Source organism: Bradyrhizobium sp. HKCCYLRH1030 (genome assembly GCF_051168395.1).
Classification (GTDB): Bacteria; Pseudomonadota; Alphaproteobacteria; order Rhizobiales; family Xanthobacteraceae; genus Bradyrhizobium.
Genome location: NZ_JBNPUY010000007.1, coordinates 236,275 through 249,755 on the forward strand (window position 1 = coordinate 236,275; position 13,481 = coordinate 249,755).

General features: G+C 65.6%; 15 protein-coding genes. 4 read left to right on the forward strand and 11 right to left on the reverse strand.

The annotated features are described in order from the left end of the window. Window positions 1-12: 12 nt before the first annotated feature. The 5 genes from ACQR1E_RS21715 to ACQR1E_RS21735 form a co-directional block, all read right to left on the reverse strand. A complete protein-coding gene (locus ACQR1E_RS21715) occupies window positions 13-267 on the reverse strand; it encodes a hypothetical protein (protein ID WP_434897541.1) in 255 nt (84 codons plus the stop codon). A 135-nt stretch (window positions 268-402) separates the two neighbouring features. Next, window positions 403-2,025, reverse strand: a complete 1,623-nt coding sequence (locus ACQR1E_RS21720; RefSeq protein WP_315715483.1) for a methyl-accepting chemotaxis protein — start codon at window positions 2,023-2,025, stop codon at window positions 403-405. 505 nt (window positions 2,026-2,530) lie between these two features. Then, on the reverse strand, window positions 2,531-2,914 hold the full coding sequence (locus tag ACQR1E_RS21725) for a DUF302 domain-containing protein (RefSeq protein WP_316164228.1): 384 nt from the start codon (window positions 2,912-2,914) through the stop codon (window positions 2,531-2,533). Between the two features lie 175 nt (window positions 2,915-3,089). Beyond that, window positions 3,090-3,482 (reverse strand): EF-hand domain-containing protein, encoded by a 393-nt coding sequence (locus ACQR1E_RS21730; RefSeq protein WP_316174768.1) that lies wholly within the window; start codon window positions 3,480-3,482, stop codon window positions 3,090-3,092. A 149-nt stretch (window positions 3,483-3,631) separates the two neighbouring features. Further along, window positions 3,632-4,366: a DUF899 domain-containing protein gene (locus tag ACQR1E_RS21735; RefSeq protein WP_315715480.1), complete on the reverse strand. Its 735-nt coding sequence runs from the start codon at window positions 4,364-4,366 to the stop codon at window positions 3,632-3,634. A 650-nt stretch (window positions 4,367-5,016) separates the two neighbouring features. On the opposite strand from ACQR1E_RS21735, the gene ACQR1E_RS21740 reads away from it, so the two are divergent. After that, the gene (locus ACQR1E_RS21740; RefSeq protein ID WP_434897542.1) at window positions 5,017-5,370 is read left to right on the forward strand and encodes a hypothetical protein; all 354 of its coding nucleotides are present in this window, start codon (window positions 5,017-5,019) and stop codon (window positions 5,368-5,370) included. After that, window positions 5,342-5,524: a hypothetical protein gene (locus ACQR1E_RS21745; RefSeq protein ID WP_315715478.1), complete on the forward strand. Its 183-nt coding sequence runs from the start codon at window positions 5,342-5,344 to the stop codon at window positions 5,522-5,524. Before ACQR1E_RS21740 ends, ACQR1E_RS21745 begins: the two co-directional genes overlap by 29 nt. Window positions 5,525-5,587: 63 nt before the next feature. On the opposite strand, the gene ACQR1E_RS21750 is transcribed toward ACQR1E_RS21745, so the two are convergent. The 3 genes from ACQR1E_RS21750 to ACQR1E_RS21760 form a co-directional block, all read right to left on the reverse strand. Then, window positions 5,588-7,285, reverse strand: a complete 1,698-nt coding sequence (locus ACQR1E_RS21750) for a response regulator (protein ID WP_434897543.1) — start codon at window positions 7,283-7,285, stop codon at window positions 5,588-5,590. Then, a complete protein-coding gene (locus ACQR1E_RS21755) occupies window positions 7,275-8,801 on the reverse strand; it encodes an ATPase domain-containing protein (protein WP_434897544.1) in 1,527 nt (508 codons plus the stop codon). Before ACQR1E_RS21755 ends, ACQR1E_RS21750 begins: the two co-directional genes overlap by 11 nt. Before the next feature lie 227 nt (window positions 8,802-9,028). Beyond that, window positions 9,029-10,063, reverse strand: a complete 1,035-nt coding sequence (locus ACQR1E_RS21760) for a YihY/virulence factor BrkB family protein (protein ID WP_316164223.1) — start codon at window positions 10,061-10,063, stop codon at window positions 9,029-9,031. A 360-nt stretch (window positions 10,064-10,423) separates the two neighbouring features. Between ACQR1E_RS21760 and ACQR1E_RS21765 the strand changes: the two genes are divergently transcribed. Together ACQR1E_RS21765 and ACQR1E_RS21770 are read left to right on the forward strand one after the other, a co-directional pair. Continuing rightward, complete coding sequence (locus tag ACQR1E_RS21765) at window positions 10,424-10,669, forward strand: DUF3551 domain-containing protein (protein ID WP_315715474.1); 246 nt, start codon at window positions 10,424-10,426, stop codon at window positions 10,667-10,669. A gap of 383 nt (window positions 10,670-11,052) precedes the next feature. Next, entirely contained in the window at window positions 11,053-11,943 is an 891-nt protein-coding gene (locus tag ACQR1E_RS21770) for a hypothetical protein (RefSeq protein ID WP_434897545.1), read from the forward strand. Window positions 11,944-12,026: 83 nt separating this feature from the next. Here ACQR1E_RS21770 and ACQR1E_RS21775 read toward each other — a convergent pair whose 3' ends face one another. The 3 genes from ACQR1E_RS21775 to ACQR1E_RS21785 all read right to left on the reverse strand — a co-directional run bounded on the left by ACQR1E_RS21775 (window position 12,027) and on the right by ACQR1E_RS21785 (window position 13,479). Continuing rightward, on the reverse strand, window positions 12,027-12,518 hold the full coding sequence (locus ACQR1E_RS21775) for a GNAT family N-acetyltransferase (protein WP_316171952.1): 492 nt from the start codon (window positions 12,516-12,518) through the stop codon (window positions 12,027-12,029). 40 nt (window positions 12,519-12,558) lie between these two features. Next, the gene (locus ACQR1E_RS21780; protein WP_315715796.1) at window positions 12,559-12,831 is read right to left on the reverse strand and encodes a hypothetical protein; all 273 of its coding nucleotides are present in this window, start codon (window positions 12,829-12,831) and stop codon (window positions 12,559-12,561) included. A gap of 288 nt (window positions 12,832-13,119) precedes the next feature. Then, window positions 13,120-13,479, reverse strand: coding sequence for a DUF4142 domain-containing protein (locus ACQR1E_RS21785; protein ID WP_434897599.1), 360 nt, complete (start codon window positions 13,477-13,479; stop codon window positions 13,120-13,122). Window positions 13,480-13,481: the final 2 nt, after the last annotated feature.

The window sequence follows — 13,481 nt, forward strand, 5'->3', positions numbered from 1 at the left end:
GCCGGCAAGGCTCTACGGCAATTTTTCGAGCTTGCCCGCGGTGACGGAGATCAGGTCGCGGATCTTGTCGCACTCGGCAGCAAGCGATGCGAGGGCCGGATCCGACCTGATGCACCGCTCCAGATTGTCGACCGCGCTTCGCCAGGCTTCCAATTCGCGCCGCAGCCGTCCGATCTCGCTGGTAACCACCGCATCGCGCAGCCGTTCTGCTTTCGCGCCGATGATCCGCAACGGGGCCCGGGCGGGAAATGCGAGGATATCAGCCACGGATCGCCTCGATGAGAAAGGTGGAATTCGGCGAAGACGACAGGCGCATGACGTGCGGGGCGGCGGCATTGCCTGCAACGGCGCGGCGACCTGGATGGGCAGGCCGCCGCGCGATCAGTGCTTTTCGGTCCGACCTCAAGCCGCGGCGCGCTCGGCCAGAGCCTGAGCCTCTGCCGCGGCGCGCGCCATGCTGGACGACATCTCGCTCGTGACAGTGCTCTGCTCCTCGACGGCGGCGGCCGTCGACGTCACATACTCGCTGACGTTCTGGATCGCCTGCTTGATCGAGCCGAGAGACGTGACGACGCCCCCGGAAATATTGTTGAGGCTGTCGATCTCGGTCGCGATCTTGTCGGTGGCGGTCTTTGCCTGGGTGGCAAGGTTCTTGACCTCGGAGGCAACGACGGCAAAGCCCCTGCCAGCTTCGCCGGCCCTAGCGGACTCGATGGTGGCATTCAGCGCCAGCAGATTGATCTGGCCGGTGATGTTGTGGATCATCTCGACGATGCCGCTCATCGACTGAGCGGCATCGGAGAGCCGCTGCGCCTGCGCGTCGGCCGAGGTAACACGGTCCACCGCGCCCATGGCGGTCTCGCGCGACTTCGTCATGGCTTCGGAAATCTCGCGCACGGACGCGTTGAGCTCCTCCGCGCCCGCCGCCACCGATTCCATCATGGCGCGCACGCGCTCGTTGCCCATGCGAACGAAGACCTGCCGGGTGACGTCGGTCGCGTATTTGACCACCTTGAACGGCTTGCCGTTGAGGTCGAGGATCGGATTGTAGGAGGCCTGGATATAGACCTCCCGGCCGCCCTTGCCGATGCGCTTGTATTCGGCCGACTGGTACTGACCACGGTTCAGGCTGGCCCAGAAGTCGCGGTAGGCGGCGCTCTCCCGCTCGGACGGTTCGACGAACATGCTGTGATGCTTGCCCCGGATCTCGGCCAGCGTGTAGCCGAGCGCGTGCAGGAAATTGTCGTTCGCGGTGATGACCGTGCCGTCCATGTTGAACTCGATCACGGCCTGGGACTTGCCGATGGCCTCGATCTGGCCGGCGAGGTCGGCGTTCGTCAGCTTCTGCGCGGTGACATCGGTTGCGAACTTGACGACTCCGATCGGCCTGCCCGTCGCATCGAGCACCGGATTGTAGGTGGCGAGGATCCACACTTCCTTGCCGCCCTTGCCGATGCGCTTGTATTCGCCGCCCTGATATTCGCCGCGATTGAGAGCTGCCCAGAACTCGCGGTAGGCCGCGCTGTCGCGCAGCGCGGGTTCGACGAACATGCTGTGATGCTTGCCCTGGATCTCGTCGAGGCGATAGCCCAGCGCGTCCAGGAAATTCTTGTTGGCACTGACGATGGTGCCGTCGAGCTTGAATTCGATCATGGCCTGCGCGCGGTCGATGGCGGCAAGCTTGGAGCCGTCGGCCATGCTGCGCAGCTTCTTCTCGGTGATGTCGGTCGCGAACTTGACGACCTTCACCGGCTTGCCGGCGCTGTCGAGGACGGGATTATAGGACGCTTCGATCCAGATTTCGCGACCGCCCTTGCCGATGCGCTTGAACTCGGCGGCCTTGAGCTCGCCGCGGCTCAGCGCCGCCCAGAACTCGCGGTAGGCGGCACCGTCGCGTTCGGAAGGCTCCACGAACATGCTGTGATGCCTGCCCTGGATTTCCTCTAGCTGATAGCCGAGTGCGTTCAGGAAGTTCTTGTTCGCGGTGATGATCGTGCCGTCGAGCTGGAATTCGATCACGGCCATCGCGCGACTGATTGCTGCAAGCTGTGCTTCCGCGTCCGAGCGGCTGTTCGATCGAAACAACAAGGTAACCTCCAGATGAATAGTTCGTTTGCAGATGGTCGGCGGCGGTGACGATCGTCCCGCGCGCCCGGCGACATGTCTGCGCAAAAATTGATGCAACTTGTTCCACTCTCGTTAAAGCGCGTTGAGAATTCCGGCTTTTCCGTAGTTCTACCGCTGCGACATGACGTCCGACATACAATGACGTCACGCGGAAGCTGCGCTGCGGCCCCAGGATCGTCGACAATCGGGCGCGTGGCGCGGAGATCGTGGGGCGTCGCCTTGTTGGCGTGCAGCTCCTCTCCGAACAGCCGCACCAGCTCGCAGGACCTCGGCGCCGGGAGCAACCGCCACTGCAAGAACGCCTGATGCGCGCGGGCGATCACCGCGGTCCATCCGCCCTGGTGTCGTCATGCACCTGGGCCGGCGATCCTCCGATCAGCGGTGGTCCCGTTGGACGGCAGAGCTAGACCGCCTCGACCACCGCCTTCAAAGCGTCAGAGACCTTTGTGGCGAGCGTCGCGAGCGCCGCGTTCTCGATGGCCTGCATCGAGGCGACGGGATTCACGGCGGCGACCTCGACCCTCCCGCCGACATCCTGGACGATGACGTTGCAGGGAAGCATGGTGCCGATCCGGCTCTCCGCCTGCAATGCCTCATGCGCCAGCTTCGGATTGCAGGCGCCCAGGATGGTGTAGGGTCGAAAGTCGGCGCCAATCTTCTCGCGCAGCGTCGCCTGCACATCGATGCGGGTCAGAACGCCGAAGCCGCGTGCCTTCAGCTCGGCCGTCACCCGCTCGATCGCCGCGTCGAACGATAGATTTACCGCTTTGGCAAAATAGTAGGTCATGCTCGCCTCTTTCCGGCTGGTCTGCCGCCGCGTCGACGCAGTTCGTCGCACGCGGCGATGACGGCGGCACTGTTGCGCGTCCGTGCGGCGGGCACTTGATCGAGATCAGCGAAATGGCCGCACTTGCCGGACTCGCGCCGGCGCAGGCCCGGCCATCACGCCGGTTCGACGCCGGTCATTGCGGCCCGTGCATGAACGCCTGCATCTCTTCCGGGGTCAACTTGCCGTCCTTGTTGCTGTCCATGGCCTTGAAGATGCGCTCATGCGCCGCCTGGAATTCCTGCAGCGAGATCGTGCCGTCGCCGTCGGTGTCGACAAGTGCGAACACCATGCGCATCAACGCCGGGCCCATGACGCCGCCGCCCATCCCGCCGCGTCCCATCGGGCCGGGCATATGCCCCATCATGCCGCCGCCCATCATGCCGCCCATCGGCGAGCCGGTTCCCGGGGCCATCGCAGGCGGCATCTTCTGCTGATCCGGCGTGGTCTGGCTTTGCGCCAGCGCGGCGGCGGTGCCGCAGGCAAAAACCAGGGCTGATATCGTCAGTCGCAACATGGCTCGGCGCATGGAAGCCTCCTCGAATGCGTCATCACGCGCGACAAGTCCGCCGACCGGGCATCGATCCTATGAGGACCCTTCACGATTTCCTGTGTCCGCATGGCGGCACTGACGGCGCCGCGGATCACGCTGCGCTGATCCGCCCTACTCGTTTCGATCTACCGGCCGCAATGACAGTCTCGCGCGCCGCTTTCCTCATATTCATCGTGCAGGCGCACCCAATCGGAGAGGTTGCCGCGGCCGGTCTCGTTGCGGCCCTTGGGCGTGAGATCGAGATAGTGATAGGCGCCGATCAGGGGATCGCCGCCGCGGGAGCGGACCTGGAACGTGCAGAAGATGTTGCCGGCGTCGTCCTTGGTGAACACGGTCAGGCCCGGGAGCTCGGGCGACCTGCTCGTCAAGGGCGCGAAATTGTAGGCGGCCTTGCCCGTCGCGATCTGCTCGTCCGAGAACGAGACCTGAAAGTCGAAGTTGAAATCACTGCCCTCGGATGACACCCAGTCGAACGCCCAGCCCATGCGCGCCTTGAACGGCGCGATCTCGGCGAGCGGCGCACGCGACACGACGACCAGGCTGACGTCGTGGTGGCGGAGGTGCTGGTTGGCGCCGTCGATATGGTCGCACAGAAACGAGCAGCCGGGACAGCGGTGCGGATCGCCCGGCGCCATCATGAAATGATAGACGATCAGCTGGCTCCGTCCCTGAAACAGATCGCCCAGGCTCACGGGTCCGTCTGCCGCCTGGAAGACATAGTCCTTCTCGACCCGGACCCACGGCAGCGCCCGGCGGGCGGCAGCCAGCGCATCGCGCTGCCTGATGAAGGCCTTCTCCTGGGCGAGGTGGGCGCGATGCGCTTCGGTCCATTCGTCCGCAGTGACTATTCTGGGGGTCATGTCTGGAGTCCTCCGTGTCCTTCGCAGAGGACGATGCAAGGTTCGGCGGTCCGACACCGACGCCATCTATTTTCTCGGCGGGTCATCGCAGCGCGGCCGGGTGCGGGGAACCGCGGATCGACCAGAAAAGGCCAGCGTCGGGCGCCCCCACTCCCATCTCAGACCGGCGTGCGCGGTCGACCTGATCCACCGCCCGCTCTCGTCCGTTTCGGGGCAGCCATGGCAGACGTGTCGGATCAGAGCAGTGACTCCCACAGCGGTCGGACCGAGCCGGCGCGCTGCCGCGGCTGCGGACAACCGGCGCGCGCGGTTCAGAGCATCCTGAACCCACGAACCGGCGAAGCGGCGCGTCTGTTCAATTGTACCGCCTGCGGATCTGTCAATTGGATGGACGACCGGCGGTGAGCACCGGTTCGGTCGCGGCTGGCTGCCGGCAAAAAACTGATCCGCGAGGAACAGACCTCGCATTCGGCCGTTTTCGATGATCGCCTCCGGTCCTGCAGACCCTGCCTCAAGCCGATGGTCTCGAGCTTCGCCATCGCGAACGGGTCAGGCATCCCATGACGATCCTGATCGGCCGGTTGCGGAACGGCACGAGCTGAGCACCATCGACATCGCGGCACCTCGGCGTTCGCTCGGCAGCGGCACGCGTGGCGCATCTCGTCGCCGAGCTGCGACAACGCCTGGCGGAGGTCGGTCTCGTCGCCGACAACGTATCAGTTCCCGATTACGAGGCTGCGCTCGCCGAAGCCCTCCGTCTCAGCACGGTGCATGTGAAGCGGGTGCTTCAGGAGTTCCGCGTTCAGGGTGTTCCCGACACCCGCAGGAACCTTGTCACAATGTTCGATTTTGAGATGGTCGTGGCTGCTGGAGGGTTCGATCCCGCATATCTCCACCAGATCGACGGCTCCCGCCTTCGGGTGACGGCAGATCAGGACGAACGAGATGCGCTTCTATGTGACAAGTCCTGGCGAAATGCGCGGCGATGGCGTCGATTTCGATGATGTCGAGACGGTGCTGATGCAGACGGCGGACACCGCGCTTGCAATCGCGCGCGACCGGCTCGATCCCTCCTCCACGAACGTCCGCCTCAAGGTCAGCTCCGATGACGGCGAGGTCGGGCATGTCACGGTTTCGGTGCTGATCGAGCGCGGTTGATCGCGAACCGGAGAGGTCCAAGACCGCAGCTCGCTATCAGCTGCTCCCTATCAGCCCCCCGTATCACGAGATGCGCGCCTGCGACCAGACGTGGTCCATCTTCACCGCATCGAGTGCGGTCGCCAGTTCGTCGATGCGATATGGCTTCGACAGGATGCGGACGCCCGCCTCCTTGGCGGCATGAACGGCAGCGCCCGAATAGCCGCTGGTCAGCAGGATCGGCATGTCGCCGCGCCGTTTCTGAATCTCGCGCGCCAGCTCGACACCGTTCATGCCCCCCGGCATCATGACGTCGGAGAACACGAGATCGACGGCTCGTCCGTCGGCCAGCGCACCGAGCGCCGCGGCGGCGCTGGAGGCCCGGGTCACCTCATAGCCGAGCTGGCGGAGCATCTCGCCGACGAGCGCAGCGACCTCATCGTCATCCTCGACCAGCAGCACACGGCCTTCGTTGCGCCGGCGGGCCTGGGGCCGCTGCAGATCGAGGAGATGGTGCGGCTCCCTGGACGCCGCGTGCTCTGACCTCGGAAGGTAGAGGGCAATCGTCGTCCCCTTGCCCGGCTCCGAGTCGATGCGGACAGTGCCGCGTGACTGGGTGACGAATCCATAGACCTGGGCCAGCCCGAGGCCGGACCCTTTGCCGACGTCCTTGGTCGTGAAGAACGGCTCGAACACCCGGACGCGAACCTCCTCCGTCATGCCGGTGCCGGTGTCGATCACCGACAGGCGGACGTAGTCGCCGGCGATCTGATCGTCTTGCACATTGCGGAGGTTCTCGGCCCGAACCACGATCGTGCCGCCGGTCGGCATCGCGTCGCGAGCGTTGACGGCGAGATTCAGCACGACGAGCTCTAGCTCGCCGGGGTCGACCTCGACGGGCCAGAGCGCCTCGGGGAAATCGAACTCGACATGCACGTCGCCGCGCAGGCTGCGGTCGAGCAGCTCGCGCATGCCGCCGATCTGGCGGGCGATGTCGACCGGCTCGGGCCGCAGCTCCTGCCGGCGCGAGAACGCGAGCAGCTGGCGGGTCAGGCTGGCGCCGCGCTGCGCCGCCTGGATCATGCCGTCCATCAGGCGGCGACGCCGCGCCGGATCGCTCTGGCGGTCGAGCATGTCGAGCCCGCCGGAGATCACCATCAGCAGATTGTTGAAGTCGTGCGCGACGCCGCCGGTCAGCCGGCCGATGGCCTCGATCTTCTGCGTCTGGCGCAGCGTCTCCTCGACCCGCGCGCGCTCGGCCATCTCGATGCGAAGATGCTCGTTCGACTCCGCGAGCGCCCGCGTCCGCTCGACGACGAGTTGCTCGAGCTGCTGCGCCGCCTGCTCGCGCGCCTCGATGAGGGCGCGAATCTCGTATTGACGACGTCGCGCCCGCAGCGCGGATTGAACGGCGCTGGTGAGCGTGATCGGCTGGACCGGCCGTTCGAGCAGCGAGACATTGCGCAGCGCGCTTACCAGATTGCGCCGCCACGTGACGACGGCACTCTGCTCGCGGTGACTTGTGAGCACGATGAAGGGCAAATCGGACCAGGCCGGCTGCCGCTCGACCCATTGCGTGAGGGCGGCGGTGTCCTTTGCGAACAGCCCTTCCTCGGCAACGAAGACCGTGCCCACGCCTGCGCTCAACTCACTGAGCAGCTGCGTGAGGTCAGAGCAGACGGTCGTCTCGATTCTTGCACTGCGGAGCAGCTCTGCCGATGCCGGCCCGTCCCGCCCGATCGGCGCGAAGACGAGGACGCGGTGATCTCGCTCAATGCCCATCCCGCACGTCCATCTCGGGGATATCCGTTCCGGTGAAGCGCGGATTGCCGGAAAATATTCCGCTGAATTCCTTGAGCGGCGGGCCGAGGGTGATGCCGGAGCTGCTCAGGCGAAACTCGCGGATGCTGTGCTCGTGGTGACCGCTGCGCTTCTTGACCACCGACAATGCGCGGCGCACCGCCCCTCCCACCTCGAAATAGCGCAGCATCAGCACGGCATCGCTGAGATAGCTGATGTCCAGCGGCGTATCCAACGGCCCGACCAGGCCGTGCTGCGCGAGCACCAGGATGGTCAGCACACCCTGCTGGCCGAGATAGGTCAGCAGCTCATGCATCTGCAGGATGAGAAAGCGCTCGTCGGGCATCGCATTGAGATAGCCGTTGAGGCTGTCGATGACGACCAGGCGGGCACCGTCCTGCTCGACGCTCTGCCGAACGATGGCGCCGAACTCACCCGGCGACAGCTCGGCCGGGTCGATCTGCTGGAAATGGATGCGCCCGGATTCGATATGGCGCTCGAGCGGCAGGCCGAGCGTCCGGGCACGGGCTTCCACGGTGCCGCGGCCCTCGTCGAACGCGAAGAAGACGGCGTGCTCGCCGCGCTGGGCCGCCGCGATCGCGTAGATCAGCGCCACCGAGGATTTGCCGACGCCGGCCCCACCGATGAGAAGCGCATTGGTGCCGCGCTCCAGCCCGCCGCCCAGAAGCTGATCGAGCTCGGCGTTGCCGCTCGAGGTGAAATCGCCGGCAAAGGATCGGTGATGCTCCGCGGCGACCAGGCGCGGAAAGATCCTGAGCCCGCCCGAGGCGATCGTGAAATCATGGAAGCCGCCCCGGAACGAGATGCCGCGCATCTTGATCACGCGCAACCGGCGGCGCTCCGCGCCATATTCGATCGCGAGCTGCTCCAGCATCACGACACCATGCGCGACCGAGTGGAGCTGCAGGTCGTCCTGCGAGGATGACAGGTCGTCGAGCAGGACGACGGTGCAGTTGCGCTTGGTGAAGAAGTGCTTCAGCGCGAGCACCTGGCGGCGATAGCGCAGCGGGCTCTGGGCCAGCAGCCGGAGCTCCGACAGGCTGTCGATCACAACACGGCTGGGATTGATGCGCTCGACCTCGTTGAACATCAGACCGGTGGTCTCGCTGAGCTCCACCTCCGCCGGATGGAACACGGTGAGCTCGCGCTCCGGGTCGAGCGTCGTTTCCGGCGGCACCAGCTCGAACATGTCGACGCCGGCAAGCGACCAGCCATGGCGCCGCGCCACGACCTCCAGCTCGCGCCGGGTTTCCGACAGCGTGATGTACAGCACGCGCTCGCCACAACTTGCGCCCTTGAGCAGGAACTGCAGCGCGATGGTGGTTTTCCCGGTGCCGGGACGGCCTTCATACAGATACAGGCGATTGGGATCGAAGCCGCCGCCGAGAATGTCGTCGAGGCCTTCACTTCCGGTGGAAATGCGCGGCAGATCCCTGGGCCCACCCTCGTCGCTTCCGCGAACAGGCTGCTCCGTCATGCATAAGCTCCGTCGTGACAATCGAGACGACGCCGCAGCGAACCCGACAATTCGGGGCTTCGCGACGACCCGATAGGAACACGGCGGATCCGCCTCGGGTTCCCCGGTTCCGTTTCAGGCGGGCGGTTCCACGAGATCGCCGTGGCGCGGGCCCCGTGCGTTGCGATGCCCGTGCGGCATCTCGCACGGCCGAGCCGATCGCACCTGCATTCTCAGCCGACGGCAGATCAGCTCCCACGGCCCACCGTGTCAGCCATCGTGGCGCCGCGGGTGCCAAGTGGCTGTGCGGCGCCGGTGGTGGTGTCGCGCCGGGTCTGATGCTCCAATTCGGCATCGAGCTCGGCACCGATCAGGATCACGATGGCGGAGATCCAGATCCAGGTCATGAAGCCGATGGCGGCGCCGAGCGAGCCGTAGGTCGCGTTGAAGCTGCCGAAATTCGCCGCATACCAGGAAAACAGCGCCGAGCCCGCGAGCCACAGCGCCGCCGCCAGCGCGCTGCCCCAACTGATCCAGCGCCATCTGGGCTCCTCGCGGTCCGGCCCGTAGCGATAGATCAGGGCCAGTCCGAGCGCGACGCAGATGAAGATCGCCGGCCAGCGGCCGATCCGCAGCACCAGGTCGCCGGCCCCGGACATGCCGAGATAGTTCAGCAGCACCGGGAGCACGACGACGGCGCCGATCGCAAGCAGCGCGAACAGGATCGCGCCGCCGGTGAACAGCAGCGAAATCGCGTTCAGCTTGATGAAGCCGCGCCTCTCGGGCTCGCGATAGACGATGTTGAGTGTGTCGAACAGCGACTTCATCGCCGCATTCGCGCTCCACAGCGAGATCGCCAGGCTGACGAGGAAGGTGATGCCCAGCGCCTGACGGCCGTTGGCAGAGACGCGCGTCAACTGGTCGCGCGCGATGTCGATGGCGCCGCCGGGCATCACGCCCTGCAACTGTTCCAGATGTCCGGTGATTTTGGCCGGATCGGAGAACAGGCCGTAGATCGCCACCAACGCGGCCAGCGCCGGAAAGATCGCCAGCAGAGTGTAGAACGTCATGCCTGCGGCGAGCGCGACGATCCTGTGCTCGGTGACGTTTTCATAGACCCGGAACAGGACGTCCTTCCAGCCGCGCGCGGGAAGCTCCGCGGGCGAACGCGCCAGCCGGCCGTGTCCAGCGCCGGACCGGCGCGCGCCTCCCGAGCCTTCCGTCTGTTCGGGCCGCTGATCGAAATAGTGGATCAGGAACGCGAACCCGAGCAGAGCCAGCATCCCGCCGGTGCCAGGTGCGCGCGGGCGGCTCGCGAAAACGCTCGAAGAGTCGCGATGTGCGGCGTCTGACGTCTTGGATCGGCGAAACATGGGATCGGTCCATCACCAGCGGCCAAAAGCAACCGGAGCGGTGGACGAATGTTCCGGCATCACGCCATGACGCGCGTTGCCAAGCTCCGCAACGGTGGAGTCCTCTGATCTTCAAAAGGCCAACTCGGGCAAGCGCCAACATCCAGACAATTTCGTCGGCCTGTGAACGCGTCGCTGCGCCGCCGACACAAAACAGTTGATGTTGCGCGCGAGGAACGGGCCTGCGCCCCCTCGCGTTGCAATAGTACTTTTCAACGCAAGGATAAACGCATGCGCCGCCTGTTATTTGCCTCGCTGTCTGCCACCGCCGTCCTCGCGAGCTTCGCCGCGATCTCACCGGCTTCCGCCGCGCAAGACCGCTTCTGCCTGCAGGGCAGGATGTGGGGCTATCCGGGCAACTGTCAGTTCTCCACCTATCGTCAGTGCCAGGCGGCGGCCTCGGGGACCGATGCGGGCTGCGGCATCAACCCCGCTTACGCCTATGCCCGGCAGCGCGGCTACGACCCACGCTATTGACCGCGGGTCATTGCGTCAGCCCTCGCGCGGGGAATGAGCCGCGCGATCCATCCAAACCTGGCAACAATTGAAACATGGCTGGCGGCAACATCTCTGGCCGCCACGCCCCCCTGGCCCTGCTCTATTGCATCGCGCAACGGCACCATGATCCTTTGGCTCATGATCTGTTAGCTGTTGCGGCAAGTCCCATCCGAGGCCGGCGGTCACGCGTCCTCTCCTCCTCCGCTGATACGTGCACGGAACATTGCGCCTCGCTGTTGCTTATACGGCGACCAATGTCGAACCGGAGGAGGACCATCATGGACGGACTGATTTATCTCGTGGGATTGATCGTGGTCATCATGGCCGTTCTGTCGTTCTTCGGTCTGCGCTGAGACGACATCATGGCCATGGAAACTGCGCCGGTCGTCACATCACCCCTTTCAAGCGCGACGGCCGATAGCTGGACCCTGCAATGGACGCCGGTCGTTGCAGGAGCCCTGACCGCCGCCGCGGTCTCTTCGATCCTGATCAGCTTTGCCATGTCGGTCGGCCTCGGTGTCAGCTCCACCGCGCCGACATGGCGCGACGCCTCGGTGGCGCTCTGGCTCCTGTCCGGCCTCTATCTGGTGCTGCAGGCGCTGATCAGCTTCGGCTGCGGCGGCTACATGGCGGGCCGCTTGCGCGCAACGCACGGGCTTGCCGAAAGCGAAGAGATCGAAAAGCGCGACGGCCTGCATGGCGTCTCAGCCTGGGCGCTGGCAGTCGTGCTCGGCGCTACCCTGGCCGTGCTCGGCGCGTCCGCGGCGACGCGGACCAATCCGCTGACTGCGCCGGCGACGGCCAATGAACCATCGATCCTGAGCTATGAGCTCGACCATCTGTTCCGCGCGCCGCGGCGAGCACCCAGCCCGGATCTCGCCCCCGCACGCGGCGAGACCGGCCGCATCCTGCTCACGGCGTCGAGCCACAATGGCGTCAGCCCGGAGGATCGCAGCTATCTCGTGCAGCTCGTCAGCGGCACGACCGGTCTCGCTGCTCCCGATGCCGAGCGGCGGGTGGACAGCGTGATCGCAGAAGCCAAGAACGCGATCTCGCGCACGCGCGCCGGCACCGTCATCCTGGCGTTCTCGGTGGCCACCGCGCTGCTGCTCGGCGCCGTCGCCGCCTGGGCGGCTGCGGAGAGCGGTGGCCGTCACCGCGACGGCAAGCCTGTCACCGGATGGATGCTGCACGCCAATCGCTTCAGCCGGCGGCGCGACATGTGGCGGCGGCCGATGTCGATGCCGGAATAGAGCACGTCAAGAACAGCGAGCGGCCCGACCCATCGCCGGGCCGCTACGCATTGTACCCCCGCCGCGAAAGACGCTCGCGCAATTTAGGCGAGCCGCAGGATCATCAGGTTCGCGTCGCTGCCATAGCTGCCGGTCGGATCCGCGGCGGCCGCCTTGTCGACCACAAATCCTTGCCTCTCCCAGAATGGCGTCGAGCCGTTGACGGCGATCAGCGACAGCGACTCCAGGCCGAGCGCACGCGCGTGTCGGATCAGTTCCTCGACGATCACGGTCGCCGAGCCGCTGCCGCGAACCGCGGGCAGCAAAGCGAGATCGTGGATGTAGTAGGTCGATGCAGCCGACGGAATGCTTCCGATCAGCCGGTTCAAGGCCGGCGGCCGGCCGAGATGCCAGGGATGGCTGAGCACATAGCCGGCGATGCCGGCGCCGGTCCCACGCAGCACGCGGCATCCATCAGGGTGGAGACGCAGACGCTCCGCGAAAACACTCTTGTCCTCGGGATAGTTCGGGTGCACGCGGGCTGCGATTCCATCGACGTCAGCAAGATCGCTTGGCGCCATGGCACGCCAACTCATGCGGTCCGCACCGGTCTGGCTCGTCCTCACTCGCCCTTGCTCACTTGGCAAGCGCCAGCCAGCGTTCGCTGGCCGACAGCGCCGTCGGCCACAGCGCCTCCGTCGGCTGCCCGCGATGCAGTGCCTTGCCGACCTCGCAGATCGACATGAAGGCCGCGGAGCGCGCCTCCTCCACCTCGAGCGGCTGCTCCGCGCTCGGGCTGCGGACGAGGCCCATCAGGCCGTTCAACGTCTGCAGTGCCGCTTCCGGCGGGCTCGCCTCCGCCGCCCTCAGCGCAGCCACGATCTGCTGCGCCTTTTCCGATTCGGTCATCACGTCAGTCATCGTCTTATCGCTTGCCCGTGCCTCATGGGAGAACGCTAGCAGCCGGACGAAGGTCGGGCAATGCTGGGGCGGACGACACTCCGATGCCGAACACGCAGTGCCGACGTGCGATTTTCCGCCGGTCCCGGCTCGGCCATCTTGCGAGGCTGCTTCGCCAGCGTCTCAGCCAGCGTTGCATTGGCCTCGTGGTCGGCAAACTTGTTCTTCAGATGGCGCTATCATTGGCGATCACGACGCCCGGACAAGGCTGAGGCATCGTGGTCGCTCTGGCCCATGTCATTTCGCCAATGATTTCGCCATGTCGAGGTGCTTCTGCAGCACCGGCACGGTCTGCTGGGCGAAGTCCGACAGCGGTGAGTTTGCCGCGGCCTGCTTCTGATACTTCTTGATATCCTCCTGGTGATCGCGAACCATCGCCTGCGCGAACGCCTGGTCGAACCGACCGCCGGACATGCCTTCCAACCGGCTGTAGATGGCCTTCTGCTTCTTGCTCGGCTCGGACGGCATCTTCATCCCGTTCTGGCTCGCAAGCTGCTGCGCCTTCTGCAGATGCTCGCTATGGTCCTGCTGCAAGGCCTGCCCGAACTGCTTGACCTGATCGCTCTGCCCCTTCTGCTGCGGACCCGCGCCAGACAGCT